A 22,816-nucleotide genomic window follows, 5' to 3' on the forward strand; every position below is an offset into this window, starting at 1 on the left:
CTTTATCTTTTTTTCTTTCGAAATTTTGCCAGGAAAAATCCATCACACGCATGCACTCCCGGAAGAAGCTGTATCATTCCGGCCGGCGGCGCTGCTGTGTCTTTTGTCTCCGGCAGCTGACCATTCTCCGACCGTGATTTCTGTGCATCTGTATCTTCCGGATCTTTCGCATCACAGCCACTCAGTGTCTGTGCATCCGCTCTCAAGACTTCCGGCAGATAAGGCCGGATCTCTTCCAGTTCAAATTCCGGAAATTCTTTTAAGAACCATTTTACATTTTCTTCATTTTCCGCCCGGTGAATCGTACAGGTACTGTACATCAGAGTCCCACCCGGTGCCACATAATTCTTTACCACAGAGAGCATCTGCCTCTGTAATTCTGCAAGCTGAAGGGCATCTTCTTTCGTCATCCGGTATTTCAGATCCGGCTTTCTGCCCATAACACCCAGCCCGGAACAGGGAAGATCCGCGATCACCAGATCCGCCTGTTCTTTCCAGTCCGGATCTTCACACTGTGCATCTGCCACCTTGACCGTCAGATTTTCTGCCTTGCACCGCTTTACATTTTCCCGGATCAGTTCTGCTTTCGCTTCGGTCAGATCTCTGGCTTCCACAGAACCGGTTCCGTCCAGCAGCTGTGCAATATGGATGGATTTGCCGCCGGGTGCCGCACAGACATCCAGTACCTTCGCTCCTTTGGCCGGATCCGCCACTTCCCCAACCAGCATGGAACTTACATCCTGCACCTGGAAGGCTCCATCCCTGAAACTTTCCAGCGCACTTAAATGATCCAGATCCGACAGGATCAAGGCTTCTTTCAGATAAGGATGCACACTGACCGTAACTCCTTCTTTTTCCAGGCGTTTTTTCAGTGCTTCCGGCGTCCCCTGCATAGGATTGCAACGCACGGTCAGCGGCCGTTTCTCCTGTAATCCTTGCAGGATCTGTTCTACCACTTCAAAAGAATAGGCATCCAGCCACAGCTTTACGATCCACTCCGGCATCGAATAACGAACCGAAAGATAACGAAGCGGCTCCTCTTTTCCCGGATATTTTACCTGATCCAGCGATCTTGCCACATTTCGAAGGACTCCGTTTACAAAACCTTTCAATCCGGAAAATCCTTTTTTCACCGCCAGTTTCACTGCTTCATTGCAGACAGCATGTACCGGCACGCTGTCCATATATTTCAACTGATAGACCGACATCCGCAAAATACAGCGGATTACCGGTTTCATCTTTCTTGTCTTCGTCTTTGAAAACTGATCCAGAATATAGTCCAGCTCAATCTGATGTTCCAGCGTTCCCTCCACCACTCTTGTGATGAAGGCTCTTTCCCGCTTCTCCAGATACTGATACTTGTTCAGCACCTCTCCCAGGATCACATGGCTGTAGACTCCGTTTTCTGTAATTTCGTATAAAGTAGCGAACGCAATCTCACGTTCGCTGATGGTTTTAGTCATTCCTTCTTCCTCCGATGATCAGAAGCCGCAGTAACTGCAGGATTCCTGCTGCCGCACCGGCTACATAGGTCAGTGCTGCTGCACTTAAGACTTTTCTGGTGCCTCTCAGTTCATCCGGCCCCAACATTCCGGTTTCTCCCAGAATCCTCACTGCTCTTCTGGATGCATTAAATTCTACCGGCAATGTCACAATCTGGAAAAGAACGGCAAAAGAAAACGCCAGAATCCCCAGATTAATGAACAACATGGATGCATTGCTCCTGATCAGCAGTCCCATAAGGATCAGCGGCCAGGAGATGGTGGATCCGAAATTTGCCACCGGAACCAGTGCACCACGGATAGACAATGGCGCGTACCCTTTGGCATGCTGGATCGCATGTCCGCACTCATGGGCTGCCACGCCGATGGCTGCCACCGAATTGGAATTGTAGACACTGTCCGAAAGACTTAACACCTTGTTCCTCGGATCATAATGATCCGTCAGGTTGCCGTAAATATGTTGCACCTGTACGTCATAGATCCCACTGTTTCTTAAAATGCGTTCCGCCGCTTCTCTTCCGGTCATCCCGCTCATGCTGCGGACATTGGAATACCTTGCGAAACTGCTTTTCACCTTTGCCGAAGCCATCAGGCTTAACAGCGCTCCGATCACAACCAGTAAATATGTTCCATCGTAATAATAGTAAAACATGTCAGAAACCTCCTTATTTATTTTAACAGGGTTCCCCTCTCCATCTCATATCCTCTTAAAAATGCAGCCGTTTCCATCCGCTTTTTCCCCGGGAGCTGCAGCATTTTCACTCTGAGCTGACCTTTTCCGGTCTGTACCAGAAAATCCTCTTTTTCCACACAGGTTACCGTTCCCGGCTGCTCTTTTGTATCCGCTTCACAGACTTCTGCCTGCCAGATTTTCATCACTTTTTCTTTCCAGTGTGTATAAGCACTGGGCCAGGAATTCATTCCACGAACCAATCGTTCGACCTCCACAGCCGGACGACTCCAGTCAATCTCTCCCATCTCTTTTGTCAGCATTTTTGCATAATGGGTGGTTGTCTCGCCCTGATGCTCAAACACGGCCGTTCCATCTTCCAGGGCTTCCAACGTCTCCACACAGAGGGCTGCGCCTGCTGCCGCCAGCTTGTCATGCAAGGATTCTCCGGTCTCATCCGGCAGGATCGGGATCTCTTCTTTCAGGATCATATCCCCGGTATCCAGTCCCTCGTCCATCTGCATGGTGGTGACTCCGGTTACTTCCTCTCCGTCCAGGATTGCCCACTGGATCGGTGCCGCTCCCCGGTATTTCGGAAGCAGGGATGCATGGACATTGATACAGCCGTATGGCGTCAGCTCCAGAATCTCTTTCGGAAGGATCTGACCAAACGCAACCACGACCATCACATCTGCCTGATATTTTCTCAGAACTTCCACACATTCCGGTTCCCGGATCTTTTTCGGCTGATACACCGGGATATCATGCTTTACAGCCGCCTCTTTTACCGGAGTAAACTGCATTTCTTTTCCGCGTCCCTTCGGTTTGTCCGGCTGTGTTACCACCAGACACACTTCATGTTCTGCCTCGATCAGTGCTTCCAGAGTTCCTACGGAAAAATCCGGAGTTCCCATAAATATTACTCTCATGTTACTCTTCTTCCTCCTCTGCATCTGCCGCAGTCACATCATGAAGCTCCCCTTCTACCAGATCTACGTATAACTTTCCGGATAAATGGTCGATCTCATGGCAGAATGCACGGGCCAGCAGCCCTTCTCCTTCCAGGATCTGTTCTTCCATATTTTCATCCAGTGCTTTTACCTTTACATAATTCGGTCGGGTAACCACACCGCTCTTGCCCGGTACACTTAAGCATCCTTCTTCTCCGGTCTGCTCTCCTTCTGTCTCAAGAATTTCCGGATTGATCAGAAGGATCGGCCCTTCTCCGATATCGATCACAACGATCTGTTTCAAAATACCGACCTGTGGAGCTGCCAGTCCCACACCGCCGCTTTCATACATTGTGTCAAACATATCATCGATCAGCATCTTGGTTCGCAATGTCAGCTTGCTAACCGGTTTACTTGTCTTGGTCAGAATCTCCTCTCCGATTTCCCGGATAGTTCGAATTGCCATAATTTTCTCCTCTTTTCTTCTATCTTTTCTCTCTATTGTTCTACTTGCTGTTCCTGCATCTTCTCCAGAATTTTTAAAGATGCATGGGATCAAAATCAAACTGTATCCGAATCTTCTGATATCCGGAATTGATCTCAATATATTGCTCCAGCCGATTTTTCATCTTCACCAGTGTATCATATTTTTCCGTTTTCAGGTAGAGTACCTTTCGGTAAATATCATTGATTTTTCCAATGGACGGACTGGCCGGCCCGATGATCTGGATCGGTGCTTTTCCCGCAGCTCTCTTTGCGAAGTTCTTCAGATAGTCTGCTCCCGTTTCCAAAAGTGTTTCCTCTTCACAGGAAAGCAGAACCGCCAGCAAATGTTCTACCGGCGGATATCCCATCATCTCCCGATAATACATTTCCTGTTCATAGAATCCCTCATAGTCCTGGGCAGCTGCCGTCTGAATGGCATAATGGTCCGGACTGTACGTCTGGATCACTGCTTCCCCGGCTTTCTCTCCGCGCCCGGATCTTCCCACTGCCTGAGTCAGGATCTGGAACGTCCGTTCCCCGGCCCTGTAATCATCTGCATAAAGGGACATATCTGCCGCCAACGCCCCTACCAGGGTCACATTTGGAAAATCATGTCCTTTCACGATCATCTGGGTTCCGATCAGAATCTGCGCCTCTTCATTTGCAAAGGCAGACAGAATCTCTTCGTGTCCGTTTTTATTTCGTGTGGTATCCAGATCCATTCGTAGGACTCTTGTCTGCGGAAACATTTTCTGGACCACATCTTCGACCTGCTGGGTTCCCACCTTGAACTCTCCCAGATGTTTCGAGCCACATTCCGGGCAGTTCAGAGGCTTGTATTCTTCATGTCCACAGTAATGGCAGACCAGTTTTCCGCCTCTGTGGGTAGATAACGAGACGTCACAATGCGGACATTTGATCACGTGTCCACATTCCCGGCAGGAAAGAAATCCCGCATACCCTCTCCGGTTTAAGAATAGCATGATCTGTTCGCCGTCCTTTAACCGCTGTTCCATTTTTTCATAGAGGCTGTGGCTTAAAATGGAATGGTTGCCCTCCTTTAATTCTGCGCGCATATCCACGACTTCCACCTGTGCCATTTTCGCATGCGCCTTTGCCCGCTCGGTCAGTGTGATCAGACCATATTCTCCGTTTCTCGCCCGGTACATTGCTTCCAGCGAAGGTGTGGCAGACCCTAAGATCACACCGGCATCTTCTAACTCTGCCCGACGGATTGCCGTCTCTCTGGCATGGTATCTCGGCACCTGTTCACTCTTGTACGTCGTTTCATGTTCCTCATCAATCACGATCAGTCCCAGATTCGGAAACGGGGTGAACAGAGCCGATCGTGGACCGATCATCACATCGATCTTTCCTTCTTTCGCCCGCACCATCTGATCATAGCGTTCCCCGGCCGAAAGTCTGGAATTCATGATCGATACCCGATCACCGAACTGATGATAGAACCGCATCACCGTCTGATAGGTCAGCGCGATCTCCGGAATCAGAACGATTGCCTGTCGGCCTTCCGACACCGTTCGTTTGATCCATTCGATATAAAGAGCCGTCTTTCCGCTTCCTGTCACGCCATGAATCAGCCAGGTTCTCTGTCCGGCTTTCAGCCCGTTCCAGACCGTTTGGATTGCCTCCTTCTGAGCCGTTGTATAGGAAAATGCTTTCTCCGAAGATTCCGATTCTTCCTGATCTGCTCCGATCCCCGGATTATCCGCCAATGGATTTCGAAAGACATTTTCACTTTCCAGCGCCAGTACATTCTGCTCTTCCAACGCCCGCACTACCGTCCGGGTGATATTCAGCTTCTGAACCACCAGCTCATAGGGCAGAACCCCATCTGTCCCATCTCTTAACAGAGCTTCCAGAAGTCTTGCTCTGGCTTTCTGATTTTTTTTCTGATAAAGAAGAAGCTTTTCTTCCGCTTCTTCTTTCGACAGCAGCAGCCGCACCTGCCGTTTGACTTTGGCGGATTCCTGCCGTTTGATAGGCAGAACCGTCTTCAGTGCCTGAATCATGGTGCCGCCGTAGTGTTCCTTCATCCAGGCTGCCAGCGCCACCAGCTTTGCCTCGATCCCCACGCTTTTTTCTGCCAGTCCGTTTATCGCCTTGACCTTAGACAGATCGTAATCGCAGGTTTCAGAAAAGCCGATAATATATCCTTTCGTCAGGCGGTTTCCCCTCCCGAAAGGCACTTCCACTTCTGCTCCAACTTCAAGCATCCCTTCCAGTTCAGAAGGGATGCGATATTGAAAAATCTTATCCAGTTTTTCATGAGTAATATCAATGATGATATTCGCAAACATGTAAACTCCTTCATTATTTTTTCTTTGCTCCAATTTCAATGATTCTGGATTGTTCCGGCATTTCAGATTCCAATTTCATTTTTTACCGACCAAGTTCTTCTAACACTTCTTTGATCAGCACTCTTTCATCCATCGGATGTTTCACGCCTTTGATCTCCTGATAATCTTCATGGCCTTTTCCCGCCAGCACGATCACATCCCCCGGCTGACCGTGTTCGATGGCGTATTTGATTGCTTCCTTCCGGTCGCAGATTTCCACATATTTTCCATCCGTCTTTCCGATTCCGATCTTGATATCATTGATGATATCCTGTGGCTCCTCAAATCTCGGATTGTCCGACGTAATGATCGTCAGATCCGCCAGACGTCCGGACACTTCGCCCATCTCATAACGTCTGTCTTTGGAGCGGTTTCCTCCACATCCAAACAGGCAGACCAGACGTTTCGGATGATATTCTTTCAGAGTAGTCAGAAGGCTCTCCAGGCTCATGGCATTGTGGGCATAATCAATCATCAGTGTAAAGTCATCGGATACTTTGATCATCTCGATCCGCCCCTTTACCTTTGCCACTTTGAGTGCTTTCTGGATCACCTCTGCCGGTACCTGGAAATGATGGCAGACCGCAATCGCTGTCAGGGAATTATATACGCTGAAAGTTCCCGGAATGTCGATCTCTACATCAAAGTCCATCTGACCGGACACATGATATGCCACGCCCAAATATCCAGGCTTTGACACCAGATGCGTGTCGGTTGCCCGAAGATCCGAACCCTCATTAAATCCAAAGGTCTCTACCTTACAGGTCGCATTCTGAAATACATCTTTAAAATACGGATCATCTCCATTTGCAATGCCAAGCTTACACTGCTGAAACAAAAGTCCCTTACATCTCTTATAATCTTCAAAATCCTTATGCTCATTCGGACCGATATGGTCATGGCCAAGATTGGTGAAAATTCCGATCTCAAACGGAATTCCCGCGGTACGATCCAACATCAGTCCCTGAGAAGAAACTTCCATTACTACACTGTCGCAGCCTTCTTCTACCATTTCCGCAAAGTATTTCTGAATCGTGAAAGATTCCGGTGTGGTATTCGCTGCCGGAATGTGTTTCTCTCCGATAATCGCCTCAATGGTTCCGATCAATCCTACTTTATGTCCTACAGATTCCAAAATAGAGCGAATCATATAAGTCGTGGTAGTCTTACCCTTGGTTCCGGTGATTCCGATGACTTTCAGTTTTTCTGCCGGATAACCGAAATATGCTGCGGAAGTCAGTGCCAAGGCGTAACGGGTATTTTTCACCTTGATCACCGTGATTCCTTCCGGCACTTCCACCTCTTTTTCCACAATCAGTGCCGCAGCTCCTTTTTCCGCTACTTCTTTGGCATAAGCATGACCGTCAGAGACTGCGCCGCTGATGCAGACAAAGACCGCTCCGGGTGCTGCTTTTCTGGAATCATTGATCAGAGTCTCTACCTCTGTCTCTGCCGATCCCTGTACCACTTCATATTCCAGACGTTCTAACAAACGTGATAATTTCATAGTCTCAACCTCCATTTTATGGGTTCTTTCTTCCTTTTTACCTATGCCACTAATCATACCATAAACACCGCTCTCATGCAAAAATCTAATCTTAAATTTTTATGAAGAATCATGGATTCAACTTTACTCTTCTCCCAAAAAGTGATACCTTGTTGCCCTGAGGAGGATATCTATGAAACATTTTGTTACCTTTTTTCTGAAACCACTTTCCTTTCTGCCTGCTCTGGTCATGATGTATGCGATTTACAGCTTTTCTGCCCAGACCGGGACAGAATCCGGAAATTTAAGCCATATGATCAGTGTAAAGATCGTAGAAACCGCCAGTGACACCCTGCAAAAAGATCTGGACGACTGGGAGGTCGAGGAACTGGCAGACCATATCGAGTTCTATGTACGAAAAGCCGCCCATATGACCGAATACTTTCTGCTTGCTATCGCCGTCTCTTTTCCATTATATGTCTACGGACTGCGGGGATTTCCGTTGTTGTTATTCGCCGGACTGATCTGCGTAGGCTTCGCCTGCGGAGATGAATACCATCAGTCCTTCGTGGACGAACGTGGACCTTCTGTCCGGGATGTGTGTATCGACAGCGTGGGCGTTTTCTTCGGGATCATGCTGGTACGGATCGTCTGTTGGACCTTCCTTGCCCCAGTACGTGTCGTCGAAAGCCTGACCGGTCTTGGTCGCCGTGATCGGCATAGCCACCGCAAACGCAGTCACAGTAATCACTCATACAGAACTTCTTATGACCGCAGAAATTCTTACGGAAGAAATGACGGTTCTCAGATGTCAGAACGCGCCATAGAAAAACGAAATCAGGAATTATTAAAAAAAGAAGGTCGGAGACATATTTACTAAATTGATATGCCTCGGCCTTCTTTTTTGTCCCTCGTTTATGGAAACATTGATATGTTTGCTCTGTTTTTTATGAAGATGTACTTCTTATTCCTCCCGTTGCAACCTTTTGCGGGAGGATAACGCTTCTCTTCAACACATTTTATCCTGTAACTCGGAAACCTTGCATTCTCTAAAACAAAATCCTGCGCAAAGGTGTCTTATTCAATCCGTATACGCACAGATAAGAAATCAGACCCAGTCCCACCGACAATACCGGGATCACCAGATATGCCGAAAGATCCCCCGGATCCACATATTTTTTAAAGATATCCAGAAACAGAATATGGATCAGATAAATTCCAAAAGAGCAGCCGCCCAGTCGATCCATCCATTTTTTCATTCCTCTCGGAAACTCAATCTGCCCGCCATGTACCTTGTACAGCATCATAAAAAATGCGACACCGCTTATCACCACAAACGGACATCCATATTCCAACAGCCTTTCGTAGTGATCTCCCTTTTTAAACGATACCAGTGCTGTCAACACGATTTCAAATGCCGTCGAACCCGCAAAGATCGACGCCACAACCGGAAATCTCCACGGAATCTTGTTCCGATATTTCTGAATAAAGTATCCTGCAAAGAAATAAAACGTGTAGGCACGATCTCCCAGCAGCGGAACATCATAATAGGGTTCTTCATGAAACAGCGAAGAAATATATTGCGCCACAACTACAACCAGGCACATTGCAATAAATGCATCATCATATTTTTTCTTCATGCCCCAACACATGATTTGGAAAAACGGAAGTACCAGATAAATCGGAAGCAACGCATACAGATACCAAAGATGCGCCTCCACCGGTTCGAACAGCACTGCCTTCAGATTCACCTTCGAATGCATGTAATACACATTAAAGAAATAATAGATCACGCTCCACGCCAGCAGCACTTTGAAAAAACGAAACAGCCTTCGCACATTTTTATCCAGATTTGGTTTTTCTCCCAGTAACAGTGCACCACTCATCATAAAGAAACAGGGCACACTGACCCTCGCCATGGCATCCAGTATCAGCGCAAACCCGTATTCTCCCCGGGAGATTTCCGCGTATCCCCTGCAATAATAATTTGCCACATGAATCACGATCACAAACCCAAACGACAGCGTTCGGATCAATTCAATATTATAATTCTTTTCTTCCATCTTTCTTCCAATAGACTCCTCTTTGAATCGCCCCTTCCCCAAAGCGGCTTCGAATACTGTCCATCGCTTCATTCAGGCGTTTTTGCTTTTCATTTTCCTCTCCCAGATCAAACAAACTCAACTGTTCCGGTTCTTCTGCCTCCACCAGTTTCGAAGTCCGAATTCCCAACAGGCGAATGGGTTCCCCCGTCCACATTTCGCGGAACAGTTTTTTCGCCGTCTGATACAAGATCTCATCTTCATTGCCCGGTCGCTGAAGCTGTTGTTGGTGGGAGGTTCGCTGAAAGGTATAGTATTTCATTTCTACACTGACCATTCCAGCCTTCTGCCCGGCTTTTCGAAGCCTTCTTCCCACGCTTTCCGCTAGTTCCAGCAGAACCGGCCAGACCTGTCCTTCTTCGGTCAGATCTTCTCTTAAAGTAACAGAATTCCCGATTCCTTTATTTTCCGTCGGCTCCGACTGCACCTGGGAGCGATCGATTCCATTTGCAAATTCCCAAAGCATCCTGCCGTGGCTCTTCAAATGCAGCTCCACCAGCCTCGGATCCGTCTTCGCCAGATCTCCGATGGTCAGAATCTCCAGTTTTCTCAAAGTCTCCACGCTGGATTTGCCCGCCATAAACAATTCTCTCATGGGGAGCGGCCACATTTTTTCCTGAATCTCTCCCGGAAACAGGGTATGCACTTTATCCGGTTTTTCAAAATCCGATGCCATCTTTGCCAGCAGTTTGTTCTCCGAAATCCCGATATTCACGGTAAAACCAAAGTTGTCTCTGACCCGGTCTTTTAAAGCAGTTGCCACCTCAACCGGTGACTCTCCCCGGCCGATCGCATCGGTGGCATCCATATAGCACTCGTCCACACTGACCTGTTCGATGTTTGGGCAAAATTCTGCCAGAAACGCTATCAGGTCCCGGCTTTTTTCCCGATACATTTTATGATCCGGCGGAAAACTTTTCAGATTGGAACACTTACGAAAGGCATTCGCCACCGGTTCCCCGGTGTGAATGCCATATCTTTTTGCAGGGATTGATTTTGCAAGCACGATCCCGTGACGGGATTTCTGATCCCCGCCAATGATCGCCGGAATCGTCCGAATATCAATCTCTGCTCCATTTTTCAATTGTTCGGTTGCTGTCCAGCTTAAATAAGCGGAATTGACATCAATATGAAAGATCACCTTTGCCATCTGTCTTATGCCTCATGTTCGCTGTGCGCCTCCAGATGACCATCCTTTACATCCAGGACAATGATATCTCCGGTGCCCACATTTCCCTCCAGGATCAGTCTGGCAGCCAGTGTCTCCACATTCTTCTGCAGATAACGTTTCAGAGGTCTTGCGCCGTACATCGGCTCATATCCTCCGTCTGCCACCAACTGTTTTGCTTCTTCTGTCAGGCGGATCGAAATCTGACGGTCTTCCAGCCGCCTGTTCAGATCTTGAATCAACAAATCAATAATGGCATAAATATTATCTTTCGTCAATGGCTTGAACATAATGATCTCATCCAGCCGGTTCAGAAATTCCGGACGGAAATGATTTCTCAGATCAGCCATTACCATGTTCTGTGCATTTTCCTCAATGGTTCCGTCTTCCCGGATTCCATCCAGCAGATAACTTGCACCGATATTCGACGTCATGATCAGAATGGTATTCTTAAAGTCTACCGTTCTGCCCTGAGAATCGGTGATTCGTCCGTCATCCAGTACCTGCAGCAGGACATTGAATACATCCGGATGGGCTTTCTCGACCTCATCAAACAGCACCACCGAATAAGGTTTCCGGCGGACTGCTTCCGTCAGCTGACCGCCCTCATCGTATCCTACATATCCCGGAGGCGCTCCGATCAGTCGGGACACGGAATATTTCTCCATGTACTCACTCATATCGATTCGCACCATATTATTCTCATCATCAAACAGACTGGCAGCAAGTGCTTTCGCCAGCTCTGTCTTACCGACACCGGTCGGTCCCAGGAACAGGAAGGAACCGATTGGCTTGGTCGGATCCTTGATTCCGGCTTTGGAACGGATGATTGCTTCTGTTACCAGTTCCACGCCTTCATCCTGTCCGATCACACGTTTATGGAGTTCTTCTCCCAAATGAAGGGTCTTGCTTCTCTCACTTTCATTTAATTTTGCAACCGGGATTCCGGTCCATCTGGAAATAATCCTTGCGATCTCATCTTCCGAAACCGCCTCATGAACCAGAGACAGATCTTTGTCTTTGATCCGGTCTTCTTCCTCTTCCAGCATCTTCTTCAACTGCGGAAGACGTCCGTACTGTAATTCTCCGGCACGATCCAGATCATACTGCTGCTGAGCTTTCTGGATCTCGCGGTTGGTCTGCTCGATCTCTTCCCGGATCTTCTGGACTCTCTCCACGGAATTCTTCTCATTATCCCACTGGGCTTTCTGTCCGGCAAATTCTTCCCGGAGTTCTGCCAGCTCTGCCTGCAGATCCGCCAGTCTTTCCTGACTCAGACGGTCTTCCTCTTTCTTCAGGGCCGATTCTTCGATCTCCAACTGCATAATCTTACGTCTCAGCTCATCCATCTCTGCCGGCATAGAGTCCAACTCTGTCTTAATCAACGCACAGGCTTCATCCACCAAGTCAATGGCCTTATCCGGAAGGAAACGATCCGAAATATAACGATTGGACAGTGTTGCGGCTGCTACCAGTGCACCGTCTGTAATCTTCACTCCATGGAAGACTTCATAACGCTCTTTCAGACCACGAAGGATGGAAATCGTATCCTCCACTGTCGGCTCATCTACCATAACCGGTTGGAATCGACGTTCCAGCGCAGCGTCTTTTTCAATATATTGTCTATATTCATCCAATGTCGTTGCACCGATACAGTGTAATTCACCACGGGCCAACATTGGCTTTAACATGTTGCCGGCATCCATTGCGCCATCGGTTTTTCCGGCTCCCACAATGGTGTGCAACTCATCAATAAACAGCAAAATCTTGCCATCACTGTTCTTCACATCTTCCAGAACAGCTTTCAGACGTTCCTCAAATTCACCACGATACTTTGCTCCTGCTACCAGTGCTCCCATATCCAGAGAAAAGATGGTCTTGTCTTTCAAGCCTTCCGGTACGTCTCCATTGACAATTCGCTGTGCCAGACCTTCTACGACCGCCGTCTTACCGACACCAGGTTCACCAATCAGCACCGGATTGTTCTTGGTCTTTCTGGAAAGGATTCGGATCACATTCCGGATCTCCGAATCACGACCGATCACCGGGTCCAGCTTCTGCTCTCTTGCACGCTCCACCAGATCCTGACCGTATTTATTTAAAGTATCGTAAGTGGCCTCCGGATTGTCACTGGTCACACGCTGATTGCCTCTGACCGTTGACAGGGCCTGCAAAAAGCTGTTCCGGTCGATACCCGCTTCCCGGAAGAGCTGCTTCATCTCTTTGCTTGCATATTTCAGCATGGAAAGGAAGAGATGCTCTACGGAGACATATTCATCTCCCATCTGCTTTGCTTCATCTTCAGCATGGATCAGAACCTGATTCAGATCCTGTCCCATATAAACCTGTCCGCCCTGAACTTTCGTCCGGGCTTCGATGGCCTGTTCTACCCGGTCGGTAAACTCCTGTACGGAAATTCCCATCTTCTCCAGAAGTTTTCCGATCAGACTGTCATCCTGTTTTAACAGTGCATACAAAAAATGTTCCTGTGCGATTTCCTGATTGCCATATTCATAGGCATATTTCTCACAATCCTGAATTGCCTGGATTGATTTCTGCGTAAACTTACTTATATTCATAAAACAAACCTCCTTTTAAAGGTTTCCCTTTTTCTTTGTTCTACAGAGAGTATAACACAAGTTGTTAGCACTGTAAAGAGGAGAGTGCTAATTTTTGTAATTTTATGCTCTTTTGTTTCTGCCAGCCTCGTTTTTATTTGCGATTGACTGGCAAATCATTTCCGATTACACTGTAAATATAAAATTCATTGCAGCATTTCATGCTGCAATGTGCGTAGCAATCCCAATTATAATCATGTCAAGATCAACATATCCAAGTCAAAACATCAGGAGGTACTTCGCATGGATGCAATTTTTCACAGAACCAGCGTCAGAAAATTTTTAGACAAACCGGTAGAAAAAGAAAAAATCGAAAAAATCCTTCGCGCTGCCATGGCGGCACCATCTGCCAAGAATCAGCAGCCCTGGGAATTTTATGTCGTAACTGATAAGGAGAAATTAGTAGAGCTTTCAAAGGTAAGCCCGTATTCCATGAGTGCGAAAAATGGTCCGCTCGCCTTCGTTCCCTGCTATCGGACACAATGCCCCGCTCCGGCTTACACCCACATTGATCTGAGTGCTTCCGTTGAAAATATTCTTTTGGAGGCAGACGCCCTGGAACTGGGAGCTGTCTGGCTGGGTGTTTGCCCGGAAGAAGATCGGATCGCAACGGTTCGGAAAATTCTGGATATCCCGGATACTCTGGTTCCATTTGCCATTATTCCCTGCGGATATCCACAGAAAATCCGCCCGCAGCAGGATCGATTCGAGGAAGAACGAATGCATTACGTCATTTCATAATAATGCGCATAGATCCCGCCTTGTTTCAGTAACTGTTCATGGGTTCCCCGTTCGGTAATTCCATTTTCAGAAACTACCAGGATTTCGTCGGCATTTCGAATTGTAGACAACCTGTGGGCAATGGTAATTGTGGTACGGTCTTTTGCCAATTCTTCCAGGCTTTGTTGGATAAAGCGTTCACTCTCATTATCCAGAGCACTGGTCGCTTCATCCAGGATCAGAATCGCCGGATTCTTTAAGAAGACTCTGGCGATGGAGATCCTTTGTTTCTGTCCGCCTGAAAGTCTGGTGCCCCGCTCCCCAACAAAGGTATCATATCCCTCCGGAAGGTTCATGATAAAATCATGAATATTGGCTTTTTTTGCTGCTTCCATGATTTCTTCCAGACTTGCATCCGGTTTTCCATAAGCAATATTTTCTCGAATGCTTCCACAGAACAGATATACATCCTGCTGAACCAGCCCGATCTGACTCCGAAGACTTTCCAATGTGATCTTGCGCACATCTCTTCCGTCTACAGTAATCTTTCCCCCTGTCACATCATAAAATCTTGGCAACAGAGAACAAATCGTCGTTTTTCCACTTCCAGAAGGTCCTACCAAAGCAATGGATCTGCCTGCCGGGATTTCAAAGGAAACATCGGAAAGCACCAAGGTTTCATCATCACTGTAATGAAAAGATACCTTTTCATAACATACATGTCCTTTGATTGTTTCTATCGGCTTTGCATCTGGCGCATCCACAATCTCCGGTTCCGTCTCCACCACATCCAAAAACCTACGGAAACCAGACAGTCCTTTCTGCATCATTTCTGTCAGCTCTACCAGGATCTGAATGGGACTGATAAAGATTCCTATATAAAGGGCATACATCGCAAGATCTGCCGGTTCCATCTGTCTGTGTGCAATCAGCCAACCGCCAAACACCAGCGTCATCAGATACATCATTCCTTGAAAGAACAAGTTTCCACTCATAAAATTTCCCATACAGTGATAGTTAGCGTTTTTGGAAACCAAAAAAGCCCGGTTACTCTTTTCAAATTTTTCCCGTTCTATCTCTTCATTGGCAAAAGACTGCACCACCCGTATTCCGGATAATGTATCCTGCAAACTTGAATTCATATCTCCGATTTTTCGCCGGTTATCCATAAAGGTTGCCTGCATTTTCCGGTTCTGACCATAAGAAAATATCAACATCACTATCACCAGCCCCAGAAGCGGAATTGCCAGTTTCCAGTTGATCAGAAACAAGAATACAAAAGAACCTGCAATTTTGATTAAGGAAATAAATAGGTTTTCCGGTCCGTGATGCGCAAATTCTGAAATATCAAACAAATCTGAAACCAATTTGCTCATCATCTGTCCGGAATTGTTCTGATCATAATAAGAAAAGGATAATTTCTCATAATGATCAAACAACTGCTGCCGCATATCCCGTTCCATTCTCGCTCCCATCATATGCCCCTGGTAGCTCACATAATATTTACAACCGGTCTGTAAAAAATACAGAAGGAAAAGTCCTGCCCCTATCGGCAATAAACCAGACAGAATCTTTGCAGAACTTTCTGCAAACAGAGTCTTCGTCAACATTCGTAGGATCTGCGGAAACACCAGATCCACAAAACTGATGACTGCAGCACAGACCAAATCCAGAAAAAACACACCTTTGTAAGGTTCATAATATCGAACAAACTTTTTCATTGTTTCCATAATTTCTATCCCCATTCTTACCTAAAGTTCTCTTGTGGATCTCGAGTTCCGCAAGTTCTCTTAGTATATCATATTTCGAGCCATCGTATTTAAACTTTTAGGATCTGTTCTGTTATAGTTTCTTTCTTACAGGTTTCTCCCTGAATTCCTCGACAATTTTCTCTTTCCATGATACATTATCTCTTAGCGAAATTTTTATATCCGAAAAATGGGGGGTTTTTCATGTCTGTTCATACATTTATCATTCTGTGTCCATTGATCTTTCTTGCAGGATTTGTTGATTCCATCGCCGGAGGTGGCGGTCTGATCTCACTTCCTGCCTATATTTTCACCGGCATTCCGATCCACAATGCCATCGCAACCAACAAGCTTTCATCTTCCACCGGAACCTGCGTTTCCACCTGGCAACTGGTCAAAAATAAACGGGTCGTTGCCTGGCTGATCCCCGGAACCGTTATCTGTACTCTGATTGGTGCATTTTGCGGAGCAAACCTGGCACTTGTTATGAGTGACTGGATTCTGAAAAAGGTTCTGATCGTCCTGCTGCCGATCGTTGCTTTCTGTGTGTTGAAAGATAAAGACACCACCGTTACGATCCCGGAAGGCTTCTCCGAAAAAAAACAATATATCATCTGTGGAATCTGTTCTTTTGTATTGGGAATGTACGACGGGTTCTACGGCCCCGGAACCGGAACGTTCCTGCTTCTCGCCTTTACCAAGCTGGGGAAAATCGACATGGTAAAAGCAACCGGAAATGTTAAGATCGTCAACTTAACTTCCAATCTGACGGCTCTGGTTACTTTTATCTTTGCCGGAAAAATTTTATGGAGTGTCGGAATCGTTACGTCTCTGTTTTGCATCGCCGGTCACTATCTTGGGGCTCATATGGTCATGAAAAACGGGACGAAAATCATTCGCCCCGTCATCCTGCTGGTACTAGCCCTGCTTTTAATTAAAATTATTTTTGGATAGAAGATACCACCGCTCCGACAAAGGAAATTCCTGCAAAAACCAGATACGGAGTTTCTGTATGTCCATCGAACCATGCGATCAATTTCAGGATCAACGGAGAAGTTGACGCTGCCAGATTGCAGCCTACCAGAACCAGAGACGTGGTCAGGCTCACAAGTTCTATCGGCAATTCCTCTGATACCCCATTCAGACAACAGGTCAGCGGAATCATGTAGAAAAATCCGGATAACGCCGCTCCAACCGTCAAAACCAGCAAACTGTGGGAACTCACAATCAAAAGAAGGCTAAGACCCAAACCAATCAGACCGACCGCTTCTAATTTCTGTTTCCACAGATCACGCATCTGTCCGAACAGGACCCCTGCCACAATACTCGCTACCATCAGGATGCTCAGTACAATGCTGGAATCCGATTCATTTCCTATCCCGCGTTCCAATACGAACGAGGGGACTCTCAAAGATATCACACTGTTTACCAGAATCATAAAGCCGGCTGTCACAACAAGCCGTAACAATGTCACAACTTCTTTTCCTGATAAACTTCGACTCGGATGATTCTTTTGCTTCTGCTCTGTCTTTTCAGCACTACGTGCTTCGATTCCTTTCGGTTCCTCCGGAAGAAATCTCAGATACAAAACCAGGATCACAACCCCGAATCCATAAATACAAAATGCAAGATTCCATCGAATCAAAAGCAGTCTTCCGACCACCAGCGTCATCAGGATATTTCCCGCCACTTCGATAGAGGCACGATATCCCAGCAATGTCACTTTTTCCCTGCCTTCGAATCGTTCACTGATCATACTAACCGCCCGTCCGTTGACCAGTCCTAATCCAATACCAAGAAACGCACGGGATGCAAAGATCACCGGATAACTTTCTACAAAAACCGGAACCACACCAGCTACAGACAATAGAATCAATCCCTGAGTAATCCAGAATTTTTCGGATGCAAACCGATAGATCCAGTTGCTGCCCAGAATCATCAACATCATGCAAAAAGAAGGAATGGATACCAGCATTTCCACCTGATCTGTGGAATAAGCCGGAAACGCTTTCTGCATTAAGGGCAAAAGCGGCGTCACCGAGAAGGTCGTTGTCAGCATAAACGACAACGACAGTACCGTGATTTTTTCCATCCTTCTGTTCATATGTGCTTCCTCTTCCCCTAACAAATTTCATGTATTTCCTGTCGATTGTTTTCTGTTGATTCATCAAATCATATCAGAATTATTTTTCCAGATCAATTTTTTCCTGCAATACCACACATCCTGCCAGGTCTCCGATTACATTGACGCAGGTTGCTCCCATATCACACAGAGTATTGATACTGATATAAACACCCATGATTCCGGCCGGAAGTCCTGCCATGGTAGCCAGTGCTGCGAAGGACGCGATTGCTCCTCCCGGGATTCCCGGTGTTCCTACTGACAGCAATGTATTCGCAAGAAGAATAATCACCATCATGGATACACTGACATTGACTCCACATGCATTTGCGAAAAATATAATCATAAAGGACATGACAATGGAAACCGCATCCATATTTACCGTTGCTCCAAGCGGAACTGCGATACTGGAGATCTGGTTGGACACACCCAGTTCTTCTTCTACACATCGTTTGCTGATCGGAATCGTCGCAGAACTGGAACAGGTTCCGAATGCATTCAGAGCTGCCGGAAGAATCGCACGGAAGAAACGGATTGGGTTTACTTTTCCCAGTACTTTTACCGCAGTTCCATAGACAATAAATGCAAATCCAAAGAATGCTGCATATAAAATAATCAATTGTGTTGCCAAAGAAAGGATCGTGTCCGTTCCATTTGCCTCTACGACCGGAACGATGGTACAGAAGACTCCGATCGGTGTAAAATACATGACTGTACTGATGACTTTTAAGCAGACTTCATTGCAGGAATCAATCACCTTCAATAGCGGCTTTCCCTTTTCTCCGATCGCAATCAGCGTAAATCCGATAATCACTGCGAACGTCAACACCTGAAGCATATTCCCGTTGGCAAACGCTGCGATCGGATTGGACGGGATCAGCCCCTTGATCGTATCCAGGATGCTGTTCATCTCTGTCGCCTGAATGTCAGCCGTTGCCATTTCAAAATGAACCCCCTTGCCCAGACGGATCAATCTCGGAATGATCAGCCCTACAAAACTTGCCAGTACTGTTGTCCCCAGGAAAAACAGCATTGCTGCACCTGTAATCTTTCCGGTGATTTTTGCGCTTCCAATACTGGTGATTCCCATCACGATCGAACAGAATACTAACGGAAAGATCATCATATTCAAAGCATTCATATAAATACTTCCCACCAGACCGGTTGCCGTCAGAACAAACTCCGATTTATTTGCCAGAAACAGGCCGACCAGAATTCCAAGGATCAATCCCGTAAAAATTGCTCCCGTAATATGTTTTCGATACCATTGATAAAATTGTTTCATTTGTGCTCTCCTTACCTTTTTCTGCATAACTTCTGTGCATCGCTACAATCCCGCCGAAGACTGTCCCCGATGAGAGATTCGTTCCATCATTGGTATCATTTCTCTCACATCCGGGCTATGCAAATTTAATTTTTAGTATATATCCACACACTTCCATTCGTCAATTCTTTCCGGATAAATCCAACCGTTTTCCGACCGTTTCTATAGGAAAACAGGACTGTTTTTCGAAATATTACTCCGATAAACGAAAAAAATGTTTTCCCCGGTAAGATATGTGCTATAATTTTGACCAGAATATTGAGGAGGTTTTCATAATGGAAAAAATAAAAATCGGAATTGTAGGATATGGAAATATCGGCCGGGGTGTAGAACAGGCCATCAAACGAAATGATGATATGGAATTAAAGGCAGTCTTTACAAGACGTGCTCCAGAGACAGTTGCAATCCAGACAGAGACTGCAGAAGTGAAACCTTTTGATGATATGGAAGCGATGAAAGATCAGATCGATGTTATGATCCTCTGCGGCGGTTCTGCCACAGATCTTCCGGTCATCGGACCAAAGGTTGCCGCTTCTTTTAACACCATCGACAGCTTTGATACCCATGCAAAAATTCCGGAATATTTTGCAAACGTAGACAAAGCAGCCAAAGAAGGCGGAAACATCGGCATCATTTCCGTAGGCTGGGATCCTGGAATGTTCTCTTTGAACCGTCTGTATGCAGAATCCATTCTGGTACAGGGAAGTACTTACACTTTCTGGGGAAAAGGTGTCAGCCAGGGCCATTCCGATGCGATCCGTCGGATCGAGGGTGTAAAAAATGCGATCCAGTACACCGTTCCGATCGAAGCAGCCGTTGACCAGGTACGCAGCGGAAGTGAACCGGAACTCACCACACGCCAGAAACATTTGAGAGACTGTTATGTTGTGGCAGAAGAAGGTGCCGATAAAGCAGCCATCGAACAGGCCATCAAGAACATGCCGAACTACTTTGATGAATACGATACAACCGTAAACTTTATCTCCGAAGAAGAGTTAAAGGCAAACCACAGCAAAATGCCTCACGGCGGTTTTGTAATCCGTACCGGAGAGACCGGATGCGAAGGCAATAAACACGTGATCGAATATTCTCTGAAACTGGATTCCAATCCGGAATTCACCGGAAGTGTTCTGGTTGCTTACGCACGTGCCGCTTACAGACTCTCCAAAAACGGAGAATCCGGAGCTCGCAGCGTCTTTGACATTGCACCGGCAATGCTGTCACAGATGACACCGGAAGAATTGAGATCTCATCTGCTGTAATATCATCTGATCCGGGCACTCCCCTGTTTAAAAAATAATCGTGAACGATTGCCGGTAGCAGAAGCTTCCTGATTTCAGGAGCTTCTGTTTTTGGTTACGGTTCACAGAATGTTCACAACTTTTTAGCACTCTCCTCTTTACAGTGCTAATATTATATGTTATATTACACCTAGAACAAAGATAACAGATCTTTCGAAAGGAGATATGACATATGTTAAGACCAAGTATTTTCACGATAGTTTATTTGATGACTTTTTTGATTTTCCATTTTATGATGACAAAGCAGCCCGCAAAGCTGAGAAGAAACTGTACGGCCATCACGTACATGATCTGATGAAGACCGATATCAAAGAGAAGAAAGACGGTTACGAACTCATCATCGATCTTCCGGGATTCCATAAAGATCAGGTCAGCGCCGAACTGACCAACGGATATCTGGTTATCAGCGCCGCAAAGGGAATGGATCAGGAATCCTCTGATAAAGCTTCCGAACGTTATCTCAGAAGAGAACGTTTTGCAGGATCCTGCCAGAGAAGCTACTATGTCGGCGAAGATATTTCTGAAGAAGATATTAAAGCCGAATTTAAGCACGGCGTTTTAAAACTTTTGTTCCGAAGAAAGAAGCACAGCCCGTAGAAGATACGAAAAAATTCATTTCCATCGAGGGTTGATGCTTACAGGGCCCAGCCTTCCTCTCATGATAAAAGCTGGTTTTTCAGAAATTTTTTCAGAAATTGAATATGATTCCTACATTTGACATACCAGTCAGGCAACGAAAGGGGCAGGCACTGTAAGATACAGTGTCTGTCCTTTTCCACAATATAGAACTGATACAACAACGCAACAGACAGCATACAATCGATAACACCGATACAGCACCATCGCAACAGACAGCATACAATCGGTAACATCGATACAATAACATGCAAATACTCAGGAGGTGAAAGTTATGAGTGCCAAACGTGATTATTACGAAATATTGGGTCTGGATAAAAAAGCCACCGATGCTTCTATTAAAAAAGCATATCGAAAGCTGGCCAAAAAATATCATCCGGACTCTAACCCCAATGATAAAGAAGCCGAGAAACGATTTAAAGAAGTGACAGAAGCGTACAACGTACTGAGTGATAAAGAAAAGAAGAAATTATATGACCAGTTTGGCCATGCAGGACTGGATCCAAACGGTCCTTTTGCAAATGGTGGTGCCTATGGAACTTCCGGCAACTATACCGGAGCCGGTGGAAGTCGGAATTCTTATGCCTACCGAAGCCCCGATGGAACTTATCAGGAATTCCATTTTGAAGGCGGCGATATGAATGATATCTTCGGAGACATGTTTGGAGATATTTTCCATCATACACATTCCGGTTCCTCCGCAGGAGCTCGTAGCGGATTCGGCAATGGATTTGGGAACGGATTTTCCGGTCAGAATTATAAACAAAAGGGAGAAGATCTTCATACAGAGATCGATGTTTCCTTCCACGATGCCGCTTTCGGTTGTGACAAAGTGATTCATCTGACCAATCCTTCTACCGGACAGACGCAAAGTCTGCAGGTTCACATCCCTGCCGGTATTGATGATGGAAAGAGTGTCCGTCTGAAAGGAAAAGGACATCCCGGAATCGGCGGCGGTCCAGCCGGAGATCTGTTCCTGAAAGTTCACATTCAGAACAGTACTGCTTTCACTCGAAAAGGATTGGATATTTACACGACAAAACGGGTGCCTTTTACCACCGCTGCTTTAGGCGGAGAGGCTTTGGTTTCCACCCTGGATGGGCAGGTACTCTGTAAAGTCCGGCCCGGAACCCAGTCCGGTTCTAAGATCCGGCTGAAGGGAAAGGGTATTGTTTCCATGCAAAATCCATCGGTTCACGGAGATCTGTATGTAACAATCCAGATCGATGTTCCGAAGAATCTTTCGCCGGAAGCACAGAAAAAACTGAAAGAGTTTGAGGCCTGCTGCAACAAAAATTCCCGTTATCAAAGCAGTAAAGCATCCTAATTTTTGCGGAAAACCGTTTAATTTTTCTTAATTTAATGTAATAAAGCAACAAAATATACAAAACCTATTGATAAATTTATTTTCTTATGATACTCTGGATTTGTGTATAAAACAGAGAGCGAGTATGTGTCCCGGCATTTTCGCCGGGATATTTGCTTGTTAACTCAGGAGAGTCTCTTCCCAAATCAACTATAATCATAATCTAAAAGGGAAAGAGCGCCGAAGGTGTACGCAGCAATGGAGCCTGTTTTTATTCCATTACTGTTAATCTCTCAGGCAAAAGGATGGAGGAATGAAAG

The 22,816-nt window shown here is 46.2% G+C and carries 18 protein-coding genes and 1 riboswitch; of the genes, 6 read left to right on the forward strand and 12 right to left on the reverse strand.

All coding sequences use genetic code 11. From position 1 onward, the window contains the following. Positions 1-2: 2 nt before the first annotated feature. The 6 genes from rsmB to KGMB01110_RS03745 form a co-directional block, all read right to left on the reverse strand. The gene (gene rsmB, locus KGMB01110_RS03720) at positions 3-1,463 is read right to left on the reverse strand and encodes a 16S rRNA (cytosine(967)-C(5))-methyltransferase RsmB (protein WP_119297597.1); all 1,461 of its coding nucleotides are present in this window, start codon (positions 1,461-1,463) and stop codon (positions 3-5) included. Further along, on the reverse strand, positions 1,456-2,154 hold the full coding sequence (locus KGMB01110_RS03725; RefSeq protein ID WP_117604243.1) for a zinc metallopeptidase: 699 nt from the start codon (positions 2,152-2,154) through the stop codon (positions 1,456-1,458). Before KGMB01110_RS03725 ends, rsmB begins: the two co-directional genes overlap by 8 nt. A 17-nt stretch (positions 2,155-2,171) precedes the next feature. Beyond that, positions 2,172-3,101 (reverse strand): methionyl-tRNA formyltransferase, encoded by a 930-nt coding sequence (gene fmt / locus KGMB01110_RS03730; protein WP_119297598.1) that lies wholly within the window; start codon positions 3,099-3,101, stop codon positions 2,172-2,174. Between the two features lies 1 nt (position 3,102). Then, entirely contained in the window at positions 3,103-3,588 is a 486-nt protein-coding gene (gene def / locus KGMB01110_RS03735; protein ID WP_117604269.1) for a peptide deformylase, read from the reverse strand. Positions 3,589-3,661: 73 nt separating this feature from the next. Next, positions 3,662-5,926 (reverse strand): replication restart helicase PriA, encoded by a 2,265-nt coding sequence (gene priA, locus KGMB01110_RS03740; protein ID WP_119297599.1) that lies wholly within the window; start codon positions 5,924-5,926, stop codon positions 3,662-3,664. Positions 5,927-6,008: 82 nt separating this feature from the next. Next, positions 6,009-7,472, reverse strand: a complete 1,464-nt coding sequence (locus KGMB01110_RS03745) for a UDP-N-acetylmuramoyl-L-alanyl-D-glutamate--2,6-diaminopimelate ligase (protein ID WP_119297600.1) — start codon at positions 7,470-7,472, stop codon at positions 6,009-6,011. 172 nt (positions 7,473-7,644) lie between these two features. Here KGMB01110_RS03745 and KGMB01110_RS03750 point away from each other — a divergent pair, with 172 nt between their 5' ends. After that, the gene (locus tag KGMB01110_RS03750; RefSeq protein WP_119297601.1) at positions 7,645-8,331 is read left to right on the forward strand and encodes a VanZ family protein; all 687 of its coding nucleotides are present in this window, start codon (positions 7,645-7,647) and stop codon (positions 8,329-8,331) included. A 169-nt stretch (positions 8,332-8,500) separates the two neighbouring features. Here KGMB01110_RS03750 and KGMB01110_RS03755 read toward each other — a convergent pair whose 3' ends face one another. Genes KGMB01110_RS03755 through clpB form a run of 3 tightly spaced genes read right to left on the reverse strand, consistent with a single transcriptional unit; the run spans position 8,501 to position 13,300 of the window. Continuing rightward, complete coding sequence (locus KGMB01110_RS03755; protein WP_119297602.1) at positions 8,501-9,514, reverse strand: acyltransferase; 1,014 nt, start codon at positions 9,512-9,514, stop codon at positions 8,501-8,503. Further along, positions 9,495-10,703, reverse strand: coding sequence for a Y-family DNA polymerase (locus tag KGMB01110_RS03760; RefSeq protein WP_119297603.1), 1,209 nt, complete (start codon positions 10,701-10,703; stop codon positions 9,495-9,497). The genes KGMB01110_RS03755 and KGMB01110_RS03760 overlap by 20 nt, the downstream gene beginning before the upstream one ends. A gap of 5 nt (positions 10,704-10,708) precedes the next feature. Then, the gene (gene clpB, locus KGMB01110_RS03765; protein WP_117888911.1) at positions 10,709-13,300 is read right to left on the reverse strand and encodes an ATP-dependent chaperone ClpB; all 2,592 of its coding nucleotides are present in this window, start codon (positions 13,298-13,300) and stop codon (positions 10,709-10,711) included. Positions 13,301-13,582: 282 nt separating this feature from the next. Here clpB and KGMB01110_RS03770 point away from each other — a divergent pair, with 282 nt between their 5' ends. After that, entirely contained in the window at positions 13,583-14,080 is a 498-nt protein-coding gene (locus KGMB01110_RS03770) for a nitroreductase family protein (protein ID WP_119297604.1), read from the forward strand. On the opposite strand, the gene KGMB01110_RS03775 is transcribed toward KGMB01110_RS03770, so the two are convergent. Next, positions 14,065-15,789, reverse strand: a complete 1,725-nt coding sequence (locus KGMB01110_RS03775; RefSeq protein WP_117604270.1) for an ABC transporter ATP-binding protein — start codon at positions 15,787-15,789, stop codon at positions 14,065-14,067. The two genes, KGMB01110_RS03770 and KGMB01110_RS03775, sit on opposite strands and share 16 nt — an antisense overlap. Before the next feature lie 222 nt (positions 15,790-16,011). Between KGMB01110_RS03775 and KGMB01110_RS03780 the strand changes: the two genes are divergently transcribed. Beyond that, a complete protein-coding gene (locus tag KGMB01110_RS03780) occupies positions 16,012-16,761 on the forward strand; it encodes a TSUP family transporter (protein WP_119297605.1) in 750 nt (249 codons plus the stop codon). Here the strand turns inward: KGMB01110_RS03780 and KGMB01110_RS03785 are convergent. Both KGMB01110_RS03785 and KGMB01110_RS03790 read right to left on the reverse strand, forming a co-directional pair. Further along, positions 16,748-17,911, reverse strand: coding sequence for an MFS transporter (locus KGMB01110_RS03785; RefSeq protein ID WP_117604253.1), 1,164 nt, complete (start codon positions 17,909-17,911; stop codon positions 16,748-16,750). The genes KGMB01110_RS03780 and KGMB01110_RS03785 overlap by 14 nt on opposite strands. Before the next feature lie 79 nt (positions 17,912-17,990). After that, on the reverse strand, positions 17,991-19,214 hold the full coding sequence (locus tag KGMB01110_RS03790) for a dicarboxylate/amino acid:cation symporter (protein ID WP_119297606.1): 1,224 nt from the start codon (positions 19,212-19,214) through the stop codon (positions 17,991-17,993). Between the two features lie 314 nt (positions 19,215-19,528). Here KGMB01110_RS03790 and KGMB01110_RS03795 point away from each other — a divergent pair, with 314 nt between their 5' ends. The 3 genes from KGMB01110_RS03795 (at position 19,529) to KGMB01110_RS03805 (ending at position 22,517) form a co-directional block, all read left to right on the forward strand. After that, positions 19,529-20,515 carry a diaminopimelate dehydrogenase gene (locus tag KGMB01110_RS03795; protein ID WP_117604254.1) on the forward strand — a complete coding sequence of 329 codons (987 nt, stop codon included), beginning with the start codon at positions 19,529-19,531 and terminating at the stop codon, positions 20,513-20,515. 204 nt (positions 20,516-20,719) lie between these two features. Beyond that, complete coding sequence (locus KGMB01110_RS03800; RefSeq protein WP_330508016.1) at positions 20,720-21,151, forward strand: Hsp20/alpha crystallin family protein; 432 nt, start codon at positions 20,720-20,722, stop codon at positions 21,149-21,151. 313 nt (positions 21,152-21,464) lie between these two features. Then, on the forward strand, positions 21,465-22,517 hold the full coding sequence (locus tag KGMB01110_RS03805; RefSeq protein WP_119297607.1) for a DnaJ C-terminal domain-containing protein: 1,053 nt from the start codon (positions 21,465-21,467) through the stop codon (positions 22,515-22,517). A 155-nt stretch (positions 22,518-22,672) separates the two neighbouring features. Next, positions 22,673-22,815: riboswitch (glycine riboswitch) on the forward strand. Position 22,816 lies beyond the last annotated feature (1 nt).

The organism is Mediterraneibacter butyricigenes (assembly GCF_003574295.1).
Classification (GTDB): domain Bacteria; phylum Bacillota; class Clostridia; order Lachnospirales; family Lachnospiraceae; genus Mediterraneibacter_A; species Mediterraneibacter_A butyricigenes.

Coding starts and splice junctions, on each gene's coding strand:
- KGMB01110_RS03750 (WP_119297601.1), top strand. CDS start 7,645: ATGAAACATTTTGTTACCTTTTTTCTGAAACCACTTTCCTTTCTGCCT.
- KGMB01110_RS03755 (WP_119297602.1), bottom strand. CDS start 9,514: ATGGAAGAAAAGAATTATAATATTGAATTGATCCGAACGCTGTCGTTT.
- KGMB01110_RS03800 (WP_330508016.1), top strand. CDS start 20,720: ATGACATATGTTAAGACCAAGTATTTTCACGATAGTTTATTTGATGAC.
- priA (WP_119297599.1), bottom strand. CDS start 5,926: ATGTTTGCGAATATCATCATTGATATTACTCATGAAAAACTGGATAAG.
- KGMB01110_RS03745 (WP_119297600.1), bottom strand. CDS start 7,472: ATGAAATTATCACGTTTGTTAGAACGTCTGGAATATGAAGTGGTACAG.
- KGMB01110_RS03805 (WP_119297607.1), top strand. CDS start 21,465: ATGAGTGCCAAACGTGATTATTACGAAATATTGGGTCTGGATAAAAAA.
- def (WP_117604269.1), bottom strand. CDS start 3,588: ATGGCAATTCGAACTATCCGGGAAATCGGAGAGGAGATTCTGACCAAG.
- KGMB01110_RS03775 (WP_117604270.1), bottom strand. CDS start 15,789: ATGGAAACAATGAAAAAGTTTGTTCGATATTATGAACCTTACAAAGGT.
- KGMB01110_RS03725 (WP_117604243.1), bottom strand. CDS start 2,154: ATGTTTTACTATTATTACGATGGAACATATTTACTGGTTGTGATCGGA.
- KGMB01110_RS03795 (WP_117604254.1), top strand. CDS start 19,529: ATGGAAAAAATAAAAATCGGAATTGTAGGATATGGAAATATCGGCCGG.
- KGMB01110_RS03785 (WP_117604253.1), bottom strand. CDS start 17,911: ATGAACAGAAGGATGGAAAAAATCACGGTACTGTCGTTGTCGTTTATG.
- KGMB01110_RS03780 (WP_119297605.1), top strand. CDS start 16,012: ATGTCTGTTCATACATTTATCATTCTGTGTCCATTGATCTTTCTTGCA.
- fmt (WP_119297598.1), bottom strand. CDS start 3,101: ATGAGAGTAATATTTATGGGAACTCCGGATTTTTCCGTAGGAACTCTG.
- KGMB01110_RS03770 (WP_119297604.1), top strand. CDS start 13,583: ATGGATGCAATTTTTCACAGAACCAGCGTCAGAAAATTTTTAGACAAA.
- KGMB01110_RS03790 (WP_119297606.1), bottom strand. CDS start 19,214: ATGAAACAATTTTATCAATGGTATCGAAAACATATTACGGGAGCAATT.
- rsmB (WP_119297597.1), bottom strand. CDS start 1,463: ATGACTAAAACCATCAGCGAACGTGAGATTGCGTTCGCTACTTTATAC.
- KGMB01110_RS03760 (WP_119297603.1), bottom strand. CDS start 10,703: ATGGCAAAGGTGATCTTTCATATTGATGTCAATTCCGCTTATTTAAGC.
- clpB (WP_117888911.1), bottom strand. CDS start 13,300: ATGAATATAAGTAAGTTTACGCAGAAATCAATCCAGGCAATTCAGGAT.